19 protein-coding genes are annotated in these 16,174 nt (G+C 64.1%); 10 read left to right on the forward strand and 9 right to left on the reverse strand.

Annotated elements, in window-relative coordinates; all coding sequences use genetic code 11:
• Positions 1 to 36 precede the first annotated feature (36 nt).
• From WDM91_15325 to WDM91_15340, 4 genes are all read right to left on the reverse strand, one after another.
• The gene (locus tag WDM91_15325) at positions 37 to 504 is read right to left on the reverse strand and encodes a GNAT family N-acetyltransferase (GenBank protein ID MEI9995965.1); all 468 of its coding nucleotides are present in this window, start codon (positions 502 to 504) and stop codon (positions 37 to 39) included.
• Positions 505 to 511: 7 nt separating this feature from the next.
• Complete coding sequence (locus WDM91_15330; protein ID MEI9995966.1) at positions 512 to 1,105, reverse strand: malonic semialdehyde reductase; 594 nt, start codon at positions 1,103 to 1,105, stop codon at positions 512 to 514.
• Between the two features lie 36 nt (positions 1,106 to 1,141).
• Positions 1,142 to 1,708: a NifU family protein gene (locus WDM91_15335; GenBank protein MEI9995967.1), complete on the reverse strand. Its 567-nt coding sequence runs from the start codon at positions 1,706 to 1,708 to the stop codon at positions 1,142 to 1,144.
• Positions 1,709 to 1,818: 110 nt separating this feature from the next.
• Positions 1,819 to 2,994: an acyltransferase gene (locus WDM91_15340; GenBank protein MEI9995968.1), complete on the reverse strand. Its 1,176-nt coding sequence runs from the start codon at positions 2,992 to 2,994 to the stop codon at positions 1,819 to 1,821.
• A gap of 332 nt (positions 2,995 to 3,326) precedes the next feature.
• Between WDM91_15340 and htpX the strand changes: the two genes are divergently transcribed.
• The 3 genes from htpX to WDM91_15355 all read left to right on the forward strand — a co-directional run bounded on the left by htpX (position 3,327) and on the right by WDM91_15355 (position 6,836).
• The gene (gene htpX, locus WDM91_15345; GenBank protein ID MEI9995969.1) at positions 3,327 to 4,196 is read left to right on the forward strand and encodes a zinc metalloprotease HtpX; all 870 of its coding nucleotides are present in this window, start codon (positions 3,327 to 3,329) and stop codon (positions 4,194 to 4,196) included.
• Positions 4,193 to 5,470, forward strand: a complete 1,278-nt coding sequence (locus tag WDM91_15350; protein ID MEI9995970.1) for a transcription antitermination factor NusB — start codon at positions 4,193 to 4,195, stop codon at positions 5,468 to 5,470. Before htpX ends, WDM91_15350 begins: the two co-directional genes overlap by 4 nt.
• Positions 5,471 to 6,167: 697 nt before the next feature.
• A complete protein-coding gene (locus WDM91_15355) occupies positions 6,168 to 6,836 on the forward strand; it encodes a hypothetical protein (protein MEI9995971.1) in 669 nt (222 codons plus the stop codon).
• Between the two features lie 10 nt (positions 6,837 to 6,846).
• Here the strand turns inward: WDM91_15355 and WDM91_15360 are convergent, their stop codons facing one another.
• The 4 genes from WDM91_15360 to WDM91_15375 all read right to left on the reverse strand — a co-directional run bounded on the left by WDM91_15360 (position 6,847) and on the right by WDM91_15375 (position 11,539).
• Positions 6,847 to 7,491: a hypothetical protein gene (locus tag WDM91_15360; protein ID MEI9995972.1), complete on the reverse strand. Its 645-nt coding sequence runs from the start codon at positions 7,489 to 7,491 to the stop codon at positions 6,847 to 6,849.
• 65 nt (positions 7,492 to 7,556) lie between these two features.
• Positions 7,557 to 8,171: a hypothetical protein gene (locus tag WDM91_15365; protein MEI9995973.1), complete on the reverse strand. Its 615-nt coding sequence runs from the start codon at positions 8,169 to 8,171 to the stop codon at positions 7,557 to 7,559.
• A gap of 166 nt (positions 8,172 to 8,337) precedes the next feature.
• Complete coding sequence (locus WDM91_15370; protein ID MEI9995974.1) at positions 8,338 to 8,550, reverse strand: hypothetical protein; 213 nt, start codon at positions 8,548 to 8,550, stop codon at positions 8,338 to 8,340.
• Positions 8,551 to 9,499: 949 nt separating this feature from the next.
• Entirely contained in the window at positions 9,500 to 11,539 is a 2,040-nt protein-coding gene (locus WDM91_15375) for a hypothetical protein (GenBank protein MEI9995975.1), read from the reverse strand.
• A 144-nt stretch (positions 11,540 to 11,683) separates the two neighbouring features.
• On the opposite strand from WDM91_15375, the gene WDM91_15380 reads away from it, so the two are divergent.
• The gene (locus tag WDM91_15380) at positions 11,684 to 12,394 is read left to right on the forward strand and encodes an NnrU family protein (protein ID MEI9995976.1); all 711 of its coding nucleotides are present in this window, start codon (positions 11,684 to 11,686) and stop codon (positions 12,392 to 12,394) included.
• A gap of 79 nt (positions 12,395 to 12,473) precedes the next feature.
• The gene (locus tag WDM91_15385; protein MEI9995977.1) at positions 12,474 to 12,824 is read left to right on the forward strand and encodes an Hpt domain-containing protein; all 351 of its coding nucleotides are present in this window, start codon (positions 12,474 to 12,476) and stop codon (positions 12,822 to 12,824) included.
• On the opposite strand, the gene WDM91_15390 is transcribed toward WDM91_15385, so the two are convergent.
• Positions 12,809 to 13,129 (reverse strand): chorismate mutase, encoded by a 321-nt coding sequence (locus tag WDM91_15390; GenBank protein ID MEI9995978.1) that lies wholly within the window; start codon positions 13,127 to 13,129, stop codon positions 12,809 to 12,811. The two genes, WDM91_15385 and WDM91_15390, sit on opposite strands and share 16 nt — an antisense overlap.
• Before the next feature lie 162 nt (positions 13,130 to 13,291).
• On the opposite strand from WDM91_15390, the gene WDM91_15395 reads away from it, so the two are divergent.
• From WDM91_15395 to WDM91_15415, 5 genes are all read left to right on the forward strand, one after another.
• Positions 13,292 to 14,347 carry an NAD(P)/FAD-dependent oxidoreductase gene (locus WDM91_15395; protein MEI9995979.1) on the forward strand — a complete coding sequence of 352 codons (1,056 nt, stop codon included), beginning with the start codon at positions 13,292 to 13,294 and terminating at the stop codon, positions 14,345 to 14,347.
• Positions 14,344 to 14,655 carry a 2Fe-2S iron-sulfur cluster-binding protein gene (locus WDM91_15400; GenBank protein MEI9995980.1) on the forward strand — a complete coding sequence of 104 codons (312 nt, stop codon included), beginning with the start codon at positions 14,344 to 14,346 and terminating at the stop codon, positions 14,653 to 14,655. Before WDM91_15395 ends, WDM91_15400 begins: the two co-directional genes overlap by 4 nt.
• A 61-nt stretch (positions 14,656 to 14,716) precedes the next feature.
• Positions 14,717 to 15,262 carry a DUF2975 domain-containing protein gene (locus tag WDM91_15405; GenBank protein ID MEI9995981.1) on the forward strand — a complete coding sequence of 182 codons (546 nt, stop codon included), beginning with the start codon at positions 14,717 to 14,719 and terminating at the stop codon, positions 15,260 to 15,262.
• Positions 15,262 to 15,471: a helix-turn-helix transcriptional regulator gene (locus WDM91_15410; GenBank protein ID MEI9995982.1), complete on the forward strand. Its 210-nt coding sequence runs from the start codon at positions 15,262 to 15,264 to the stop codon at positions 15,469 to 15,471. The genes WDM91_15405 and WDM91_15410 overlap by 1 nt, the downstream gene beginning before the upstream one ends.
• A complete protein-coding gene (locus tag WDM91_15415) occupies positions 15,471 to 16,115 on the forward strand; it encodes a hypothetical protein (GenBank protein MEI9995983.1) in 645 nt (214 codons plus the stop codon). The genes WDM91_15410 and WDM91_15415 overlap by 1 nt, the downstream gene beginning before the upstream one ends.
• Positions 16,116 to 16,174 lie beyond the last annotated feature (59 nt).

Raw genomic sequence — 16,174 nt, forward strand, 5'->3', positions numbered from 1 at the left:
GAATATCCCGGCAGGAAACTGCTTGCGGCGCCGACTTTAACCAGCCGGGAGGTTTTTCCCAAGGGGTGAAAGCGGCAGATCGCTGCGCAAAACGAGGGCATCTTCGGGTGCCGTGCGGCCGGCCGTGTAGTAGCCTTTGCGCTGGCCGGCCTCGACGAAGCCCAGGCGGCGATACAGCGTGCGCGCCGGCAGATTGCCGGCCGCGACTTCGAGGAAGAGGCTTTGCGCGCCCAGGCGATGCGCATGACTCGCAGCCGCAGCGACCAGAGCGGTTCCGGTCCCGAAGCGCCGCGCCTGTGGCGAGACCGCGAGGGTCAGCACCTCGGCCTCGCCGCCGGCGGCACGCGCCAGGATGAAGCCGTCATCGCCCGCGAAGACGAAGGCGCCGGGCATCGCGAGCAGCTCCGCGAGTGCCCCGGCATCCCAGGAATCGGGAAAACATGCGGCGTGGATCGCAGCGAGCGGCGCCGGGTCGAGACCATCGTGACGCAGGCCGATCGCCATCGCGACGTCAGAGGATTTTTGCGGCTTCGTCGAAGCTCAGGCGCGGACTGCGCGCGAACAGACCCGACGGATCGCCATAGCCGAGGCCGCAGATGAAATTCGACTTCACCGGCGTGCCGGCAAAGAACTCCGCATCGACCTTCGCATTGTCGAAGCCCGACATCGGGCCGCAATCGAGGCCGAGCGCGCGCGCCGCGATGATGAGATAGGCGCCTTGCAGCGTCCCGTTGCGGAAGGCCGTGACCTGCGCGACCTGCGGGTCGGCGAACCAGGTCCTGGCGGTCGGATCGTGCGGGAAGAGTGCGGGCAGCTTCTGCGCGAAGTCGAGGTCATAGCCGATGATCGCGGTCACCGGCGCGCTGCGGATTTTGAGCGCATTGCCGGACGAGGCATGCCGGGCCAGACGCTCCTTGGCGTCCGGCGTGGTCAGGAACAGGAACCGGGCGGGCGAGCAATTCGCGCTGGTCGGACCCATGCGTGCGAGATCGTAGACCGCCATCAGCAGCGCGGTGCTGACCGGCTTGTCCTGCCATTTGTTCTGGCTGCGCGCGGCGCGGAAGATCGTATCCAGCGCTTCGTCGTTTATGGCGTGATGATCCATGCGGCGTCCGCGCCCTCAAGATTCGCGAGCGCGAGCTTACACCGCTTCGACGGCGTTCACTTCTGGCACATAGTGGCGCAGCATGTTCTCGATGCCGTTCTTCAGCGTCATGGTCGAGGACGGGCAGCCGGCGCAGGAACCCTGCAGGTGCAGGAAGACGATGCCGGCGCCGCCGTCAAACCCCTTGAAGATGATGTCGCCGCCGTCCTGCGCCACCGCCGGGCGGACACGGGTGTCGATCAATTCCTTGATCTGCGCGACGACCTCCGGATCGCCCTCCTCGCCATAGGAGCCGGCGTCCGCGGCCTCGTCGGAGGAGCCGGTCATCAGCGGCAAGCCACGCGTGAAATGCTCCATGATCGCGCCGAGGATGGCCGGCTTGAGATGCTTCCAGTCGCCGTCGCGCTTGGTCACCGAGATGAAATCGGAGCCGAAGAACACGCGGCTGACATCGGGCACCGCGAACAGCGCGGCGGCGAGCGGCGAGCGGCCGCCGGATTCCTGGGTCGGGAAATCCGCCACCTGGCCTTCGCCCATGACCTCGCGGCCGGGGATGAATTTGAGCGTCGCGGGATTCGGCGTGGATTCGGTCTGGATGAACATGCGGTGTCTCCTGCGGCTTATGTGGACCTTGGCAGGGATGCGATCAAGGCCGGGCGTGCCGGACAAGTCCAAACGGGGCCATGAAAAACCCCTTCGGCGGCGTGGAGAATTCACATGCCGTAATCGTCCGGGACATCGCCGGCCTTGGGCGCGGGGTCGTATCTCAGCCAAGGCAACTTCCGATCCACGCCGGCCGCGAGGCCTCTGGTCGCGCCCAGGACGAGCGCCTTTCCCGGAACCTCGACGAAACGGAAGAGCAGGAAGGCCGCCCCGACCACCAGGACGATGGTCGCCGGCAGAGCGGCGAGATAGGGCAGGCCCGCCGCGATCAGGGCTGCCATCACCACGATGCCGATATGCTGATGAATCAGATAAAGCGAATAGGAGGCGCGGCCGAGCGCGACGATCCAAGCGCCCCGGAAAAACCGCAGCGCCGGGCTCCGGCGCAGAAACAGCGCGAACAGGGCGAAGATCGCCAGATTTGCGACGATGCTTACCGGCGCGGATATGTCCTCGAACAACCCCTGCTGCCAGGCGGCGCTCCAAAGGACCAGCGCGCCGCCGAACAAGGCGCCGGCCAGCGCAAGCCGACGCTCCAGCCCCTTTCGATAGATCTCGAACACGCAGATGCCGATGGTGAAGTAAGGCAGATAATCGCGCAGCAAGAATTGCGGTACAGCTTCGAGCGTGCCGGTCCTGTCGGCAATCCCGGACAACAGGACGAGTGCCGCCTGGAAGACCAGCCAATCCAGCACGAAACGCCGCCGGCGGCCGAAAAGATAGATGATCGCCGCGAGGATGTAGAAGCGAAGCTCGACCCAGAGGCTCCAATACGCGCCGTCGACCCAGTAGATGCCGGGCTGGTGCGTGAGCTTCGCCATGACGTCGGGGCCGAGCAGAAGGATGCTGGTGAGATAGCTCAGCGGGTTCACCTGCCACTCGGGCGGACCGATCAGATGCACGACGATCGTGGTGAGGGTGGCCGCCACGAGGAGCGGCGGCCACAGCCTGGCAAATCTGCGCAGCGCGAAGTCCACGGGATTGCGACAGCGCGCCAGCGTCATCGCGATGACGAAGCCGGAGATGATGAAAAAAAGCTCGACGCCCAGCCAGCCATAGGCGAAGGGCAGGAAGCCGCTGAACACCGCGCCGCCCGGCAGACGCGTGGAGGGATCGTGCGGCGGCGCCCAACGCACCGTATAGTGATAGAGAAGCACCGCAAGAACGGCGAGCGCGCGGTAGCCGTCGAGGATCGCGATGCGGCGGTCGGTCGTTGCGTCTGCCAAATCTTGCCCGCGCGCCCCGTCTTTCGCCACGCGAAATACCCCAAGCCCTGCGGGGCTGGCAACGCACCGGACAGGGGAAGGTTCAGAAGTCCGAAATGATTCCCTTTCTTTCCCAATCGCCGTACCGCGTGGGCTCGGGGCCTTTGGGACCGCCTTGTTCCGGGGGCCGTTCGGGCGGCGCCGCAGCCTGGCGCCGGGCCGCGGCTTCGGCGTTGGCGCGCTCGCCGGCGGCGCGGATCCGGGCGGCGATCTCGGCTTTACTGGGCTTACGCTTGGCTGGCACGGCGGGCTCCGCTTGACGCTGGACAGCGCGAGCTTACATCAATCCCGCTATGAACGTCCTGCGCACCGGTTTGCTGATGGCGGCACTGACCGCCCTGTTCGTCTTCGTCGGCTTCCTGATCGGGGGCAAGACCGGCATGGTCTTCGCCTTCCTGTTCGCGGCGGGAACCAATCTGTTCGCCTACTGGAATTCCGACAAGATGCTGCTGTCGATGTATGGCGCAAGGCCGGTCGACGACGCGAGCGCGCCCGACCTCGTGCACCTGGTGCGGCAGCTGGCGCAGCAGGCGGGCCTGCCCATGCCCAAGGTCTATATCGTCGAGAACGACCAGCCCAACGCCTTCGCGACGGGACGCAATCCGGCGCATGCCGCGGTCTGCGTCACAAGCGGGCTTTTGCGGCGGGTGAACTCGGAAGAGCTGGCGGGCGTGCTCGCGCATGAGCTGGGGCACGTCAAGCACCGCGACACGCTGACCATGACGATCACCGCGACCATCGCGGGCGCGGTGTCGATGCTGGCGAATTTCACGCTGTTCTTCGGCGGCGGCAACGACCGTCGGGGCGGGCTGGGCGTGATCGGCGCCCTGCTGGTCGCGATCCTCGCGCCCATCGCGGCCATGCTGGTGCAGATGGCGATCAGCCGGACGCGCGAATTCGAAGCGGACCGCGAAGGGGCGGAGATCTCGGGCCGGCCGCTCTGGCTCGCCTCGGCGCTGCAGAAGATCGAGCGGGCCGCCGACGTGATCCCCAATCCGGAAGCGGAGGCCAATCCCGCGACGGCGCATATGTTCATCATCAACCCGCTGCAGGGCGGCGGCCTGGCCGGGCTGTTCGCGAGCCATCCCTCCACCGAAGAGCGCATCGCGCGCCTGCGCGCCATGGCGGGAGAGCCCGCGGCCCAGCCCGGGCCCTGGGCGTGAACGCGGGACAGGCGGCGCGCAGCGCGGCGTTACGGGCCCTCTCCGACGTGCTGCGCAAACGGCGGCCGCTCGACGTCGCCTTCGAAAGCGGCCCGCCGCTGCCGCCGCGCGACGCCGGCTTCGCGCGCGCCATCGCCAGCGAAACGCTGCGCCGCTTCGGCCAGATCGAGGCGCTGATCCGGCATTTCATGCCCAAGACGCCGCCGCCGCACAAATCCGGTCCGACGCTGGAGATCCTGTATGCGGGCGCCTGCGAATTGCTGTTCCTGGACGTCGCGCCGCATGCCGCGGTCGACGCCGCGAACCGGCTGGCGCAGGCGGACGGCAAGGCGGTGCATTTCAAATCGCTGATCAACGCGGTGCTGCGGCGGGTGGCGCGCGAGGGCAAGGCCGTGCTCGCCGGCCAGGACGCGGCGCGGCTGAACACGCCGGACTGGCTGTGGCGGCGCTGGTGCGAGGCCTTCGGCGAGGACACGGCGCGCGCGATCGCGGCGGCGCACCTGCATCCCGCGCCGATCGATCTGGTGTTGAAGGACGGCGCCGTGGCGCCGCCGGGCGAAGCGCTGTTCGGCTCTGTCCTGCGGCTGAAGGATGCCGGCCGCGTCGAGGACCTGCCGGGCTTCGCGGAGGGTGCGTGGTGGGTGCAGGACGCAGCGGCGACGCTGCCGGTGCACCTGCTCGGCGCGATCGGCGGCCAGCGCGTGATCGATCTGTGCGCCGCGCCGGGCGGCAAGACGATGCAGCTGGCGGCGCTGGGCGCGCAGGTGACGGCGGTGGAGCGGGACGCGGCGCGGGCGGCGCGCATCCGGGAGAACCTGGCGCGCACTGGGCTCGCGGCAACGCTGGTCGAATCCGACATGCGCGATTTCGTGCCCGACGCGCCGGCGCCCTTCGTTCTGCTCGACGCGCCCTGCACGGCGACCGGCACGATCCGGCGTCATCCCGAACTGCCCTGGATCAAGAGCGCGTCGGACGTGACGCTGTGCGAGAACGCCGCGAGCGAATTGCTCGATGCGGCGGCGAACATGGTGGCGCCGGGCGGCACGCTGGTGTTTGCCGTGTGCTCCCTGGAGCCCGAGGAAGGCATCGAACAGGCCGAGCGCTTCCTGGCGCGCGATGCACGCTTTGCCCGCCAGCCCGTGACGGCGGACGAGGTGTTCGGGATGCCCGAGCTGATCGGCGCACAAGGCGATCTGCGGACGCTGCCGTGCCACCTGGGCGGCAAGGGCGGGATGGACGGTTTCTATGCGGCGCGATTCAGGCGGGTGGCCTGAAGGTGTTCACGCGGAGCGGCGGAGATTCTCCGCCATTATGGCGCAAACACATCTTACGCTCCTAGGTTCCTAAAACGTTCAGAGCTATCTAATCGGTATGGCCGAACGGCACGTCATCGCCGCATTAGCCGCAAAGCGTAAAGAGATTAAGCGCTCGATCCGCCTGCTTACAAAGCGCCTGAACGCCGCAAACGCCGAACTGGAAACCATCGAAGCGGCATCCCGAATCTTTAGGTCCGATGTTGCTCCGCCAGCACCGCCAACGGGCCGTCCAGCATTCACAGCATCTAAAGGTGAGTCTTTCCGAGCGGCACTTACAGCTCTGCGCGTGGCCGGCAAACCATTGAGCACATGGCATCTCACCGAACTTCTCATGAAGGAGCGCGGGCTACCGGATCGAATCGCAAGGCGGCGTCTTTGTGAGCTACGTCGATGACGTTCCGACAGCGATCTCGAAGCGAGGTGCGAACCAGCCATACGCGAGAGTCGCCCACTAACTGTTAAAACACGTCAAAAGAAGCTGCCCAACCGCCAGTAAAAGTCGGAATCAGGACATTCCGAACTGAGCCAGCCCGCGCTGGGGTGCTCGACGACAAGTCTCGCGTTGATGCTGAAATATTGACAGTAAACAATCTGTCTTATTAGGTTATCAAAAGCTTGGGGGCGCGGCCTAGATTACAAGGCTGTCGGGCTAGGTATGTCGATACTCATTCCTGAGCGTATAAAAAATTGGTGGAGCGGCGTTCGCGCCGGAGCACCCCAAAATCCTCTTATCGTATTGCCAGTAACGTTCTTTTTTGGAGGGCTGGGCCTAACTGCGTGGCTGCTAATTCGCGAGACCCGCCTGTTTATCATGGCGGGCAACGATTCTGCATTGGTGTTTGCTACATACGTTCTAGCGTTCGCCACTTTTGTGCTGGTCGTTGTGACTTATTTGGCTGCTCGGATGCAGTCACGGCTGCCCGAACGCGATTACGAAAGTCGCGTCCACTACATGCGCGGAGAACTAAAGCAAACCGTCAGCGATACTGGCGGTCGGCTGTTCGCGATAAAGGCGGTATTCACCAGTGAGATCCAAGACGAACCCGATGCAAAAAATCGAGTGATCCAGGGCCTGACTAGCGGGTTGAAGAAGATACATAAACGGATGCAGCACGATCCTTCTGACCAGGATGAGATCGATAGTTTGAATGATGCAATTGGCAAAATTCTGACGACCATGAGTGGGATGCAGCATCCGCCATCCGATAATGCACTCAGGTGGTATAACGAGCAGGGGCAAACTATTGCTCGCCTTTGCGGAGAGGCCGAACAGCAGTGCGACGAGCTGGAAGATAAAATCCTCTCCCGCCAAAGAGGTCGATGACGTCCTATTGCTACGGACGACTTAAGAGCGGGAAATCTTGGAACGTCGTGATCATAGCAGGATTCAAATAGTAACGTGCAATACCAATCGGTATTCCAAAGCGCCGAGCTGCCTCTCTAACTGAAGGTCTATCTGGGTCCTCAGCATAAATTTTAAGTCTCTCTCTAAAAGGGAATAGGAACTCAGCGGCGGCGGCATCTGATAGCGTATCGAGTAAACTCGCTGTATTTAATTCCTTCAGATTCTCCGACATCAGATTATCGATTAGCAGGTTGATCTCGGTGACCGCACCTGGAGTTTCAAGCTGATCTGGCGGCAATGTATTTTTCAGAATTACTTCAAATACCGAGCGCGTAACGACAAAAGTATATTCATCGCCCAGGTCATCATCGGTGTTCAATATCACTCTCGCTCTCCAGGGGCCTTCGAGCAAAGTTATTGCTCTAACCAACTCGGTGTGGAATGGCTTATCAATTCGCTGAAGTGCGATATCGAGCTTTGGGAAGACAGCTTTTGCGCATTTGAGAAATTTTTCAAAGGGGCGTGGATATGCAGCTTCGCCAATATCAGTTTTTAGATATTCGGCCTCAATAAGCCGCTCGATCTCCAGCGTACGCCGAAGCATGCCGTCAAAACTTTGCATCGGTTGTGACATGGTGCGCGCCACCCTTATGCCAAATTATAGCATGAAATCAGCGTCAATGCTCAAAGCCAAATGGCTCAAGCCGATTGGACGGCGGCGGAGTCCTGATACTTCTCGAAGTACGCGATGTAGCCGAAGCTGAGATAACGCCCCGCATGATCGAGCGGGACTTGATACTCGGCAGCGATCTCCTGAATTAGGACCATGCGGCGCGAATGCGGCAGGTAATATTCGATAGCCGCGATCTCAGACAGATACTCAAGGACAACCGGAAGCTCGGCGGTGAACCAATCAGGCTCCTGCCGGTAGTTGTACATGCCGTCTACAATCTGCCTTAGGGGGGTCGGCCCGAGTTCGGGAACATCCAATACGCGCTGGAATAGCTCCTGGACCAATACGAGCCTGTTGCGAGGATGGCTTCGTGACGCTGTCAAAACAGCGGGACCGGAACGACGCCCATGGACAAGAATTCCGCCGACCATGGGGTAGGTGTATCCCCAAATCAAATCGGCAGTTTGCTCCGAGAGATGTTCTTCGCGGACTTCGGTTATGAGTCCCGGATATCGGTAATTGACGACTTTTTCGAGCGCGTCGGGAGATCTCGGAAAGACTTCGGGGTCTTCCCCAACGTCCTTTAGATGATCAACTAAATCGCGGACGCACTTATGCGCAAAATCGACAAGTGCGTCCACGAGCTGGTCGCGGTCCTCCGTCTTCTCTGGAAGTCGCGGTGGGTTAGTCATCATCCCCTACAGGTTTTGATGGTTCTTCATCCAATACAAAGTTTTTCCGCCAGTGCCTTCACTGGTGCTACGAAAGCTTATAGTTGTGACTGGAGAGGAAACGTTGCAGTCGCTTTTATTTTCCTTCGGCGCGAAGCACGGCCTCTAGGACTTCAGCAACAGCTCCGTAGATGGTATCGCGAGAATGCTTTCGCATTCCCGCGAGAGAAAACCGCATATCGTCAATGCCAGCCTGCTTCAGCGCCGCCTCAGCAGCGTGCAGACGAGTCGCGCCCGCGCCATTGGCGAGGTCGTTGCCGTTCTCGATCTTCTTCGCGTGCTCAGACATCCAACTTCCTTAGGCCCCGATCCACGGTTGCAATAGCGTAATTTGGTTCCAACAGGCACCAAAATACTAGACGTTCACAGATTATTCAAGAGTTGTGGCAAAATAGCCACTGGATATCTTTCTCTTTATGAGAAAAACTTTATTCAGGGAGTGATTCGCCAAGGATACGCCCAACAACTTCAGCCACTGCAAGGCGAAGGTCATCAGCTCGGTAATGTGTGGTGGACCCGAACGCCAGGTGCAGATCCGAAATGCCTCTCTCTTTGAGAAGACGTTCGGCATGCTCTAGCTGATGCAACGCGGGGCATCCCCCAGTTTTATCGGCGAGGCGAGGAATTTTGTCTCTTTCCATATCGATCCGAGCCTTTTCGATCAATTCTTCGATATGGGCATGCTACCAAGGTCTTGGTTAACCAAGCGGCCACAAGAAATCAGTAGAAAACCACAATTACTGTCCCATTTCGAGACGGCCTTCGAGCCATTCCACCTGCTGAAAACGCAGTGGCGCACCCGATTGTTCCGCCGAACCTTCGAGACAGACTACCAGCTTGTGAAATTTATCCTAGCCCCAAATTGCTGGAGCCAATCCACCCAATGCCACCAAAAACTTTTATCAGTCCCACAGAATTATCATGTCAGAACGATTCGCTGCTTGTCTACCGGTTCAGAGATCAAGGTGTGTTTGCGCCATAATGGCGGAGATTCTCCGCCTGCTCCGCGGCTCCGCGTGAAAGTAAGCTGGTGCCGACGAGCCGGACCTCGAGAGCAATTTTGGCTCGAGAAAACCCACCCGTCATTGCCCGGCCCCCCGGCTCGCGCGAAGCGCGACCGGAGGACAAGCTTCACGTCCGGGCAATCCATCTCTCCGGGCGCAGAAGACAAAAATGGCTCGTCCGCATGAAGCGGCCGATGACGGGGATCGAATGGCCAAACCCAAAGCCAATCCGCGCTACAGCCGCCCCAGCGCGTAGGCGACCGCGAGATAGATCTTGCCCGTATCGGCGCTGAGCATCGTCGAGGTGAGGAGGCCGCCGCCGTCGCCTTCCCTGGCGCGGGTCAGCAGCGATTCGAATTCGGCGATATAGGCGTTGGCGGCGTCGCGGAAATTCGGCTCCTCGCGATAGAGCGTCGCGATGCGGTTGACCGTGTCGTCGTCGATCGCGCCCGCCAGGCGGCGCGCGAACACCGAACGGTCGCCCGCGAGATAGAGACGCCATTCGTCCTCGCCCGGCGCGGCCTGCGCCGTGATGCCTTCGAGATCGACCGCGAGATCGGCCAGCGCGGCTTCGAGCGCGCCCAGCGCCGCGGCGCCGGTGGCCTTCAATTCGCGCGGCTCGTTGGTCTCGACCGCGGCGAGCAGGGTGCGCATCTCCCATTTGCCGTCGGCCGGCGGGCCTTCGGGGCGCGGCTTGCGCGGCGCCGGCTTGCGCTGGGTCAGCCGTTTGGCCATGCCGAGCAGGCCTTCGCTTTCGGGCTGTTCGAGAACCGGCGGTTCGGACGGCTTGCGCGGAGCGCGGGGCGCGGTGCGGGCCTGGATCGTCGAAAGCGTGCGAGCCGACAGGTCGAGGATCTCCTCGGTCTCGCCGCGCACCATGTCGCGCACCCGGCGCGCTTCCTGCTGGGCGATGCCGGGCAGGGTGAGCAGATGATGCTGCACGTCCTCGACCGTCTTGGCCAGCGTCGAGCGGATGTCGGAGGCCTGCGCCGCCAGCTCGCCCGAGGCGCGCAGCAGCCGCTCGCATTCCGCCATCGCCTCGCCGACCAGGGCGCGGGCATTGGTCTTGGCCTCGTTCGCGGTCTCGCCGATCAGGGTCTGGGCGCCCGCATTGGCATGCTGGAGCGCGTTGATCATGTTGGCGAGGGTGGTGTTGGCGGAGTCGGACGCCTCCTTTAGCTTTTCGGCTTCGCGCATGAAATTGCCGGTGAGCTGTGCGGCGCGCGCGGCGGCGTTTCCCATGATGAGCTCGAGATGGCGCTCGGTGTCGCCGGTGACGGTCTCGAATTTCTGCGCTTCGCCGCCCAGCGACTGGATCGCCTGCTCCATCGCCGAGCGTTCCCGGGCGAGCGCCTGCTCAAAGGACGCGCTTTCGTCCTTCAGGCGGTGCAGCAGGTCGCTCATCCCGGCGCGATGGCGTTCCTGGCGGCCGAGCACGAATTCGGCGCGCGCCATCGCGGCGTCGGCGACGGCTTCGATGCGCTTGGCCTGGCGGTCGAGCTCGACCGCGGCGGCATGCGGCGCGTCGGCGGCGGCGCCCGCCGCGGCGCGGAAGCCGGCGGCCTGGGCGTCGAGCGTGGTCCCGGCGGCCTTGAGCGCGCTCTCGGCGGATTCGATCGAGGCCTTGAGCTGCGCGGTGCGGCCCGCGACGGTCTCGGCGGCGCGCGCCGCGGCGTCGCTGAGCGAGCCGGCCACGCTCTCGATGCGCTCGCGCTCCGCGGTCAGGCGCGCGGCGACCGCCTCGCCACGTATATCGGCGCGGGCGCCGGCCTCGTCGAGGGCGGCGATCTGGTTCTCCAGCACGCTCTCGAGCGCGCGCAGGCGGGTGAAGGCACCGTCGAGGCCGGCATTGAGGGCGTCGAGCTCGCGGCGGACCGCGCGGCCCAGGCGCTGGGCGGTGCGTCCGGCCGTCTCGTCTGCCGCGAAGAGCCGGTCGGTGGCCTCTGCCAGCGTCTGGGAGGCGAGGGCCATCTGCTGCGCCTTGGCCAGCGCCCAGGCGGCGGCGATGAAGAGCAGCGGCGGGATGAAGATTGTGGCGACGAACAGAGCCAGCGCCTGAACGTCCAGCCCGGCCAGGCCCTTGGGTCCGAGATAGCCCCACAGATAGCCGGCGGCGGAGCCCGCCCAGAAGAACGAGAGGACGATCGAGAAGATCAGCGCCGCGATGCCGAATTTGGGTTCGGTCTGGCGGGTGAGCCGCGCCTCGACCTCGCCCAGCGGCTCGGCAGTCTGGAGCAGCACGGGCTGGCCGCGGTCCGGTCCGGCGTTTGCCATCAATCCCTCGATAAATTTAACGAAAGCGGGCGCACTTTAACCATCGAATGCCGTGCGGCGCGAGTGCCCGGGGAGAGTCTCGCTTGGTATTCGCCTGCAGGTGCCCTATATCTTACATCGTAAATATGAAACGAGGGCCATGCCATGTCCATGCTCTATGCAGCTGCGGCCGTGTTCCTCGGCATCCATCTGCTGATCGCGGGAACGCGGCTTCGCGACGCGATCACCGCGACGATCGGTGAGGGGATCTATCTCGCGCTGTTCTCGCTGGCCTCGCTCGGCGCGATCGCCTGGCTGTGCATCGCCTACAATGCGGCGCAAGCAAGCGGCGCGAACCGGGCGCTCTACGATCTGGGCACCGGCGTGCGTGACGCAGGCATCGCGGTCGTCCTGCTCGCCTTCCTGATCGGCGTGCCGGGGCTGATGATGGCGAACCCCACCTCGGTCAAGCAGGAAGGCGCGGCGGCGAAGGACGGCACGGTGCGCGGCATCCTGCGCGTGACGCGCCATCCCTTCCTGTGGGGCGTGGCGCTCTGGGCCGCATTCCATCTGGCGGCGAATGGCGATCTCGCCTCGGTCGTGCTGTTCGGGACGTTCTTCGCGCTGGCCCTCTTCGGCACCGTCTCCATCGATGCCAAGCGACGGCGCAAGCTGGGCGCGGCCTGGGAGGGCTTCGCGGCCAGGACGTCGAACGTTCCATTTGCCGCGATCCTCGCGGGACGCAACACGTTCAAGGCCCGCGAATATTTCGACTGGCGCTTCGTCCTGGCGCTGCTGATTTTCGCCGCCGTGCTGTTCGGCCATGCGCGGGTGATCGGCGTCTCGCCGTTCCCCAATGGCTGGGTCCCGTTCTAGCGGCGACTTGCACAGGCCGTTAACGGCCTGTTGAGCGTTATTGGGCACGATCTCCTGTCTTGAACCGGGAGCAGAGGCCATGGGCGACGGGCCCAATACGGTCATCGATCTGGAACACCTTGCCCGCTACACCGGCGGCGACAAGGCGATCAACGCCGAGATCATGCGTCTGTTCGACAGCCAGACCGCCGAGATGGTCGGGCGGCTTCACCAGATCCTCGAGGCGCGCGACGCGAAATCCTGGAAGGAAGTCACCCACACGCTCAAAGGCGCGGCGCGCGGCATCGGCGCCTTCGCGATGGGCGAGGCGGCGGCGCAGTGCGAGCCGATCGATCTGTCCGACCGCACCATCGCGGCAGGCGCCATCGCCATCCTGGAGACGCGGGCGCAGGCGGTGCAGGCGTTCATCCGCGACTATCTCGCGGCCTGACGCCTTACGTCGAAGGTCGCGAATTCATGCGCGATGCAGCGGTCGACCAGCACCCGCCAGACCGGTTCGGCGATCGCCGGACTGAGGCCGGCTTCCCGCGCCGCGACGAGCACCTTGGCGATGACGTCGTCGATCCGCGCCTGGTCGTGCACGGCGGTGCGGGCGGTTTTGATCTCGGCGGCCCGCTCGATATAGGTCTGACGTTCGGCCAGGAGCGAGACCAGAATCCGGTCCAGGCGATCGATCTCGCCGCGCAACTCGCCCATGGTCCGGCATTCGGCGGCGGGTTTGGCTGAATTCGTCATATCCGGCAGGCCCTTAACCGGGCGGCACGCTACCCCCTTGGCGCTGCTAGTGCGCTGCGGCACATTCGCGGCCCTTTCTGGAAAGAGTTGCTGGCGCCGCCGCTTTCACATAACAGACGCGCTAGTATAGCGGTTCATACAACAAGAGACTGTGGATTACGCATGAGCACGCCCATCGAAACGCCCATCGAAACGGATGTCGTCATCGTCGGCGCAGGCCCCATCGGGCTGTTCGCCGTGTTCGAGCTCGGCCTGCTCGATCTCAAATGCCATCTGGTCGACATCCTCGACCGGCCGGGCGGGCAATGCACCGAGCTTTATCCGGAGAAGCCGATCTACGACATCCCCGGCCTGCCCATCGTGACGGGCCAGGATCTCACCAACCGCCTGCTCGAGCAGATCAAGCCGTTCGGCGCGCAATACCATTTCGGCGAGATGGCGACGGCGCTGGAGAAGCAGCCGGACGGCAAGTGGAAGCTCTCCACCGATGCCGGCACGCAGATCGTCGCGCCGGTCGTCGTGGTCGCCGCGGGCGGCGGAAGCTTCGTGCCGAAGCGCCCGCCGGTGCCGGGGATCGAAGGGTTCGAGAACGCCGGCGACGGCATCGGCGTGCACTATGCGGTGCGCAAGATGGAGACCTTCCGCGGCAAGAACATCCTGATCGCCGGCGGCGGCGACAGCGCGCTCGACTGGGCGATCAATCTCGCGCCGCTCGCCAAGAGCCTGACGCTGGTGCATCACCGCGACGGCTTCCGCGCCGCGCAGCACAGCGTCAACCAGATGCGCGCGCTGGAGCAGGAAGGCAAAGTCAAATTCCACGTCGCGAGCGTCAAGCAGCTGCATGGCGACGACGGCAAGCTGTCGGGCGTGACGCTGGCGGGCGCCGACAAGAGCGAATGGCACCACGAGGCCGATGCGTTCCTGCCGTTCTTCGGCCTCACCATCAAGCTCGGCCCCATCGCGGAGTTCGGACTGAACCTCAACGAGAACCTGATCCCGGTCGACACCGCGCGCTTCGAGAGCTCCACGCCGGGCATCTTCGCGATCGGCGACATCAACACCTATCCGGGCAAGCTCAAGCTGATCCTGTCGGGCTTCCACGAGGCGGCGCTGATGGCGCAGGCGGCGTTCCACATCTGCAAGCCGAACGAGAAGCTCCGCTTCCAGTACACGACGTCGTCGTCCAATCTGCAGAAGAAGCTGGGTGTGAACGCATGAAGATCATCGCCACCGACCGCAACGGCACGGAACAGAGCGTCGAAGGCCGCGACGGCTGGAGCGTGATGGAAATCCTGCGCGATGCCGGCCTGCCGATCGCGGCGGAGTGCGGCGGCGCCTGCGCCTGCGCCACCTGCCATGTCTATGTCGAGGACGGCTGGTACGAGAAGCTGACGCCGCCATCGGATGCCGAGGTCGACATGCTGGACATGGCGCTGGCGGTCGAGCCCGGGCGCTCGCGCCTGTCCTGCCAGATCGTCTGCGCCGAGGAGCTCGACGGGATCAAAGTTACCGTCGCGCCGGAATAAATTATCGCTTGACGATAATAATATTCTGAGAGACGGTCTCCGCATGTCGACGGAGACCGCGATGACGGACGAACCCGCCGCGAACCTGGCCTGGTTGAGCCGGACCATGGCCGCGCTGACCACCATCGGGCTGATCGTCTCGCCCGTGGTCCTGGTCTCAGCCTATCTGTTTCCCGGCAGGGCCAATGGCTTCCTGCTCAATGTGGACGATCTGGGCGGCGACCTGACGGCGGCGACGCCCCTGGCCTGGCGCATCGCGGCGCTTGCCTGCTCGCTTGCCGGGGAAGCCTTCACCCTGTGGGCGCTGTGGTCGCTCCGCAGCATGCTGCTGCTCTATGCGAAGGGCGAGGTGTTCTCGCTGCGCGCCCTGAGCCTGATGCACACTATCGCGGTGGCGCTGTTCGCCGGGGTGATCGTCGGCTTCGCGATGCGCGCGCCGATCACACTGCTGCTGAGCTGGCCGCTCGGCGCCGACCATCGCCACATCTCGCTGGCCTTCGGATCGGGCGACGTGGTCACGCTTTTCGAGGCGGGCGTCGTGCTGGTGATCGCGCGGGTGATGCGCGAAGCGGCCCGGCTCGCCGACGAAAACGCGAAATTCGTCTGATGGCGATCGTCGTCAGTCTTGACGTGATGCTGGCCAGGCGGAAAATCCGCTCCAAGGAATTGGCCGAGAGCATCGGCATCACCGAAGCCAATCTCTCGCTGCTCAAATCCGGCAAGGTCAAAGGCGTGCGCTTCGAGACCCTGGAGAAGATCTGCAAGGCGCTCGACTGTCAGCCGGGCGATCTTCTGGAATACCGGCCGGACCCGTGATGGACGCCGCGCGATGGCGCAGGCTGTCCGGCGCGGCCGCCGTCGCGCTGTTGCATGCCGCGCTGGTCTGGGCGTTGCTGGTCTATTCTCACGCCGGACGCGACCGGCCCGCGGCGGCCGTCGCGGAGCGCGAGATAATCTTCTTTTTCCCGCCGCCCCCACCGCATCCGGCGCGGCCACGCGATCGCGACGCGGCGTCTCGTTCGGCTGCGCCGACGCCATCGGCCGCGACCACCTATCCGGACTTTCGCGGCATCACGATTCCGGATGCCGGCGGATCGCCCGCGCTCGGCCGATCCCTGTTCGGATGCTCGCCGGAGGAGAAGGCAGACCTGTCGCCGGAGATGCGCGCTCGCTGCGGCAATGGGTTCGCGTTCGACAATTCCGTCGACATCCGCGACGGGACGGCACGGTCGCGCGCGGCGGCGCTCTGGGAGCGCGGCCGTGAGCGCAAGAACGCGCCGCTTCTGTTGCCCTGCATGAGCCCGAACGCGCCGCCGGGCCTCAGCATCGGCACGGTGATCTGCCTCGCCAAAGGCGCCATCGAGGGTTTCGACCCCAACGCCCAGCCGAGCTATGCCGACCAGCCGGGGCAGGCCCTTCACATCCCGAACAACGGCAACCCGCCGGACCATCCTGACTGACCAGCGTTTGCGATGGGGTGGCGCGATTAACGACGAGCGAGCTTTTGCTGTCTTTGGAG

Source organism: Rhizomicrobium sp., from assembly GCA_037200385.1.
Classification (GTDB): domain Bacteria; phylum Pseudomonadota; class Alphaproteobacteria; order Micropepsales; family Micropepsaceae; genus Rhizomicrobium.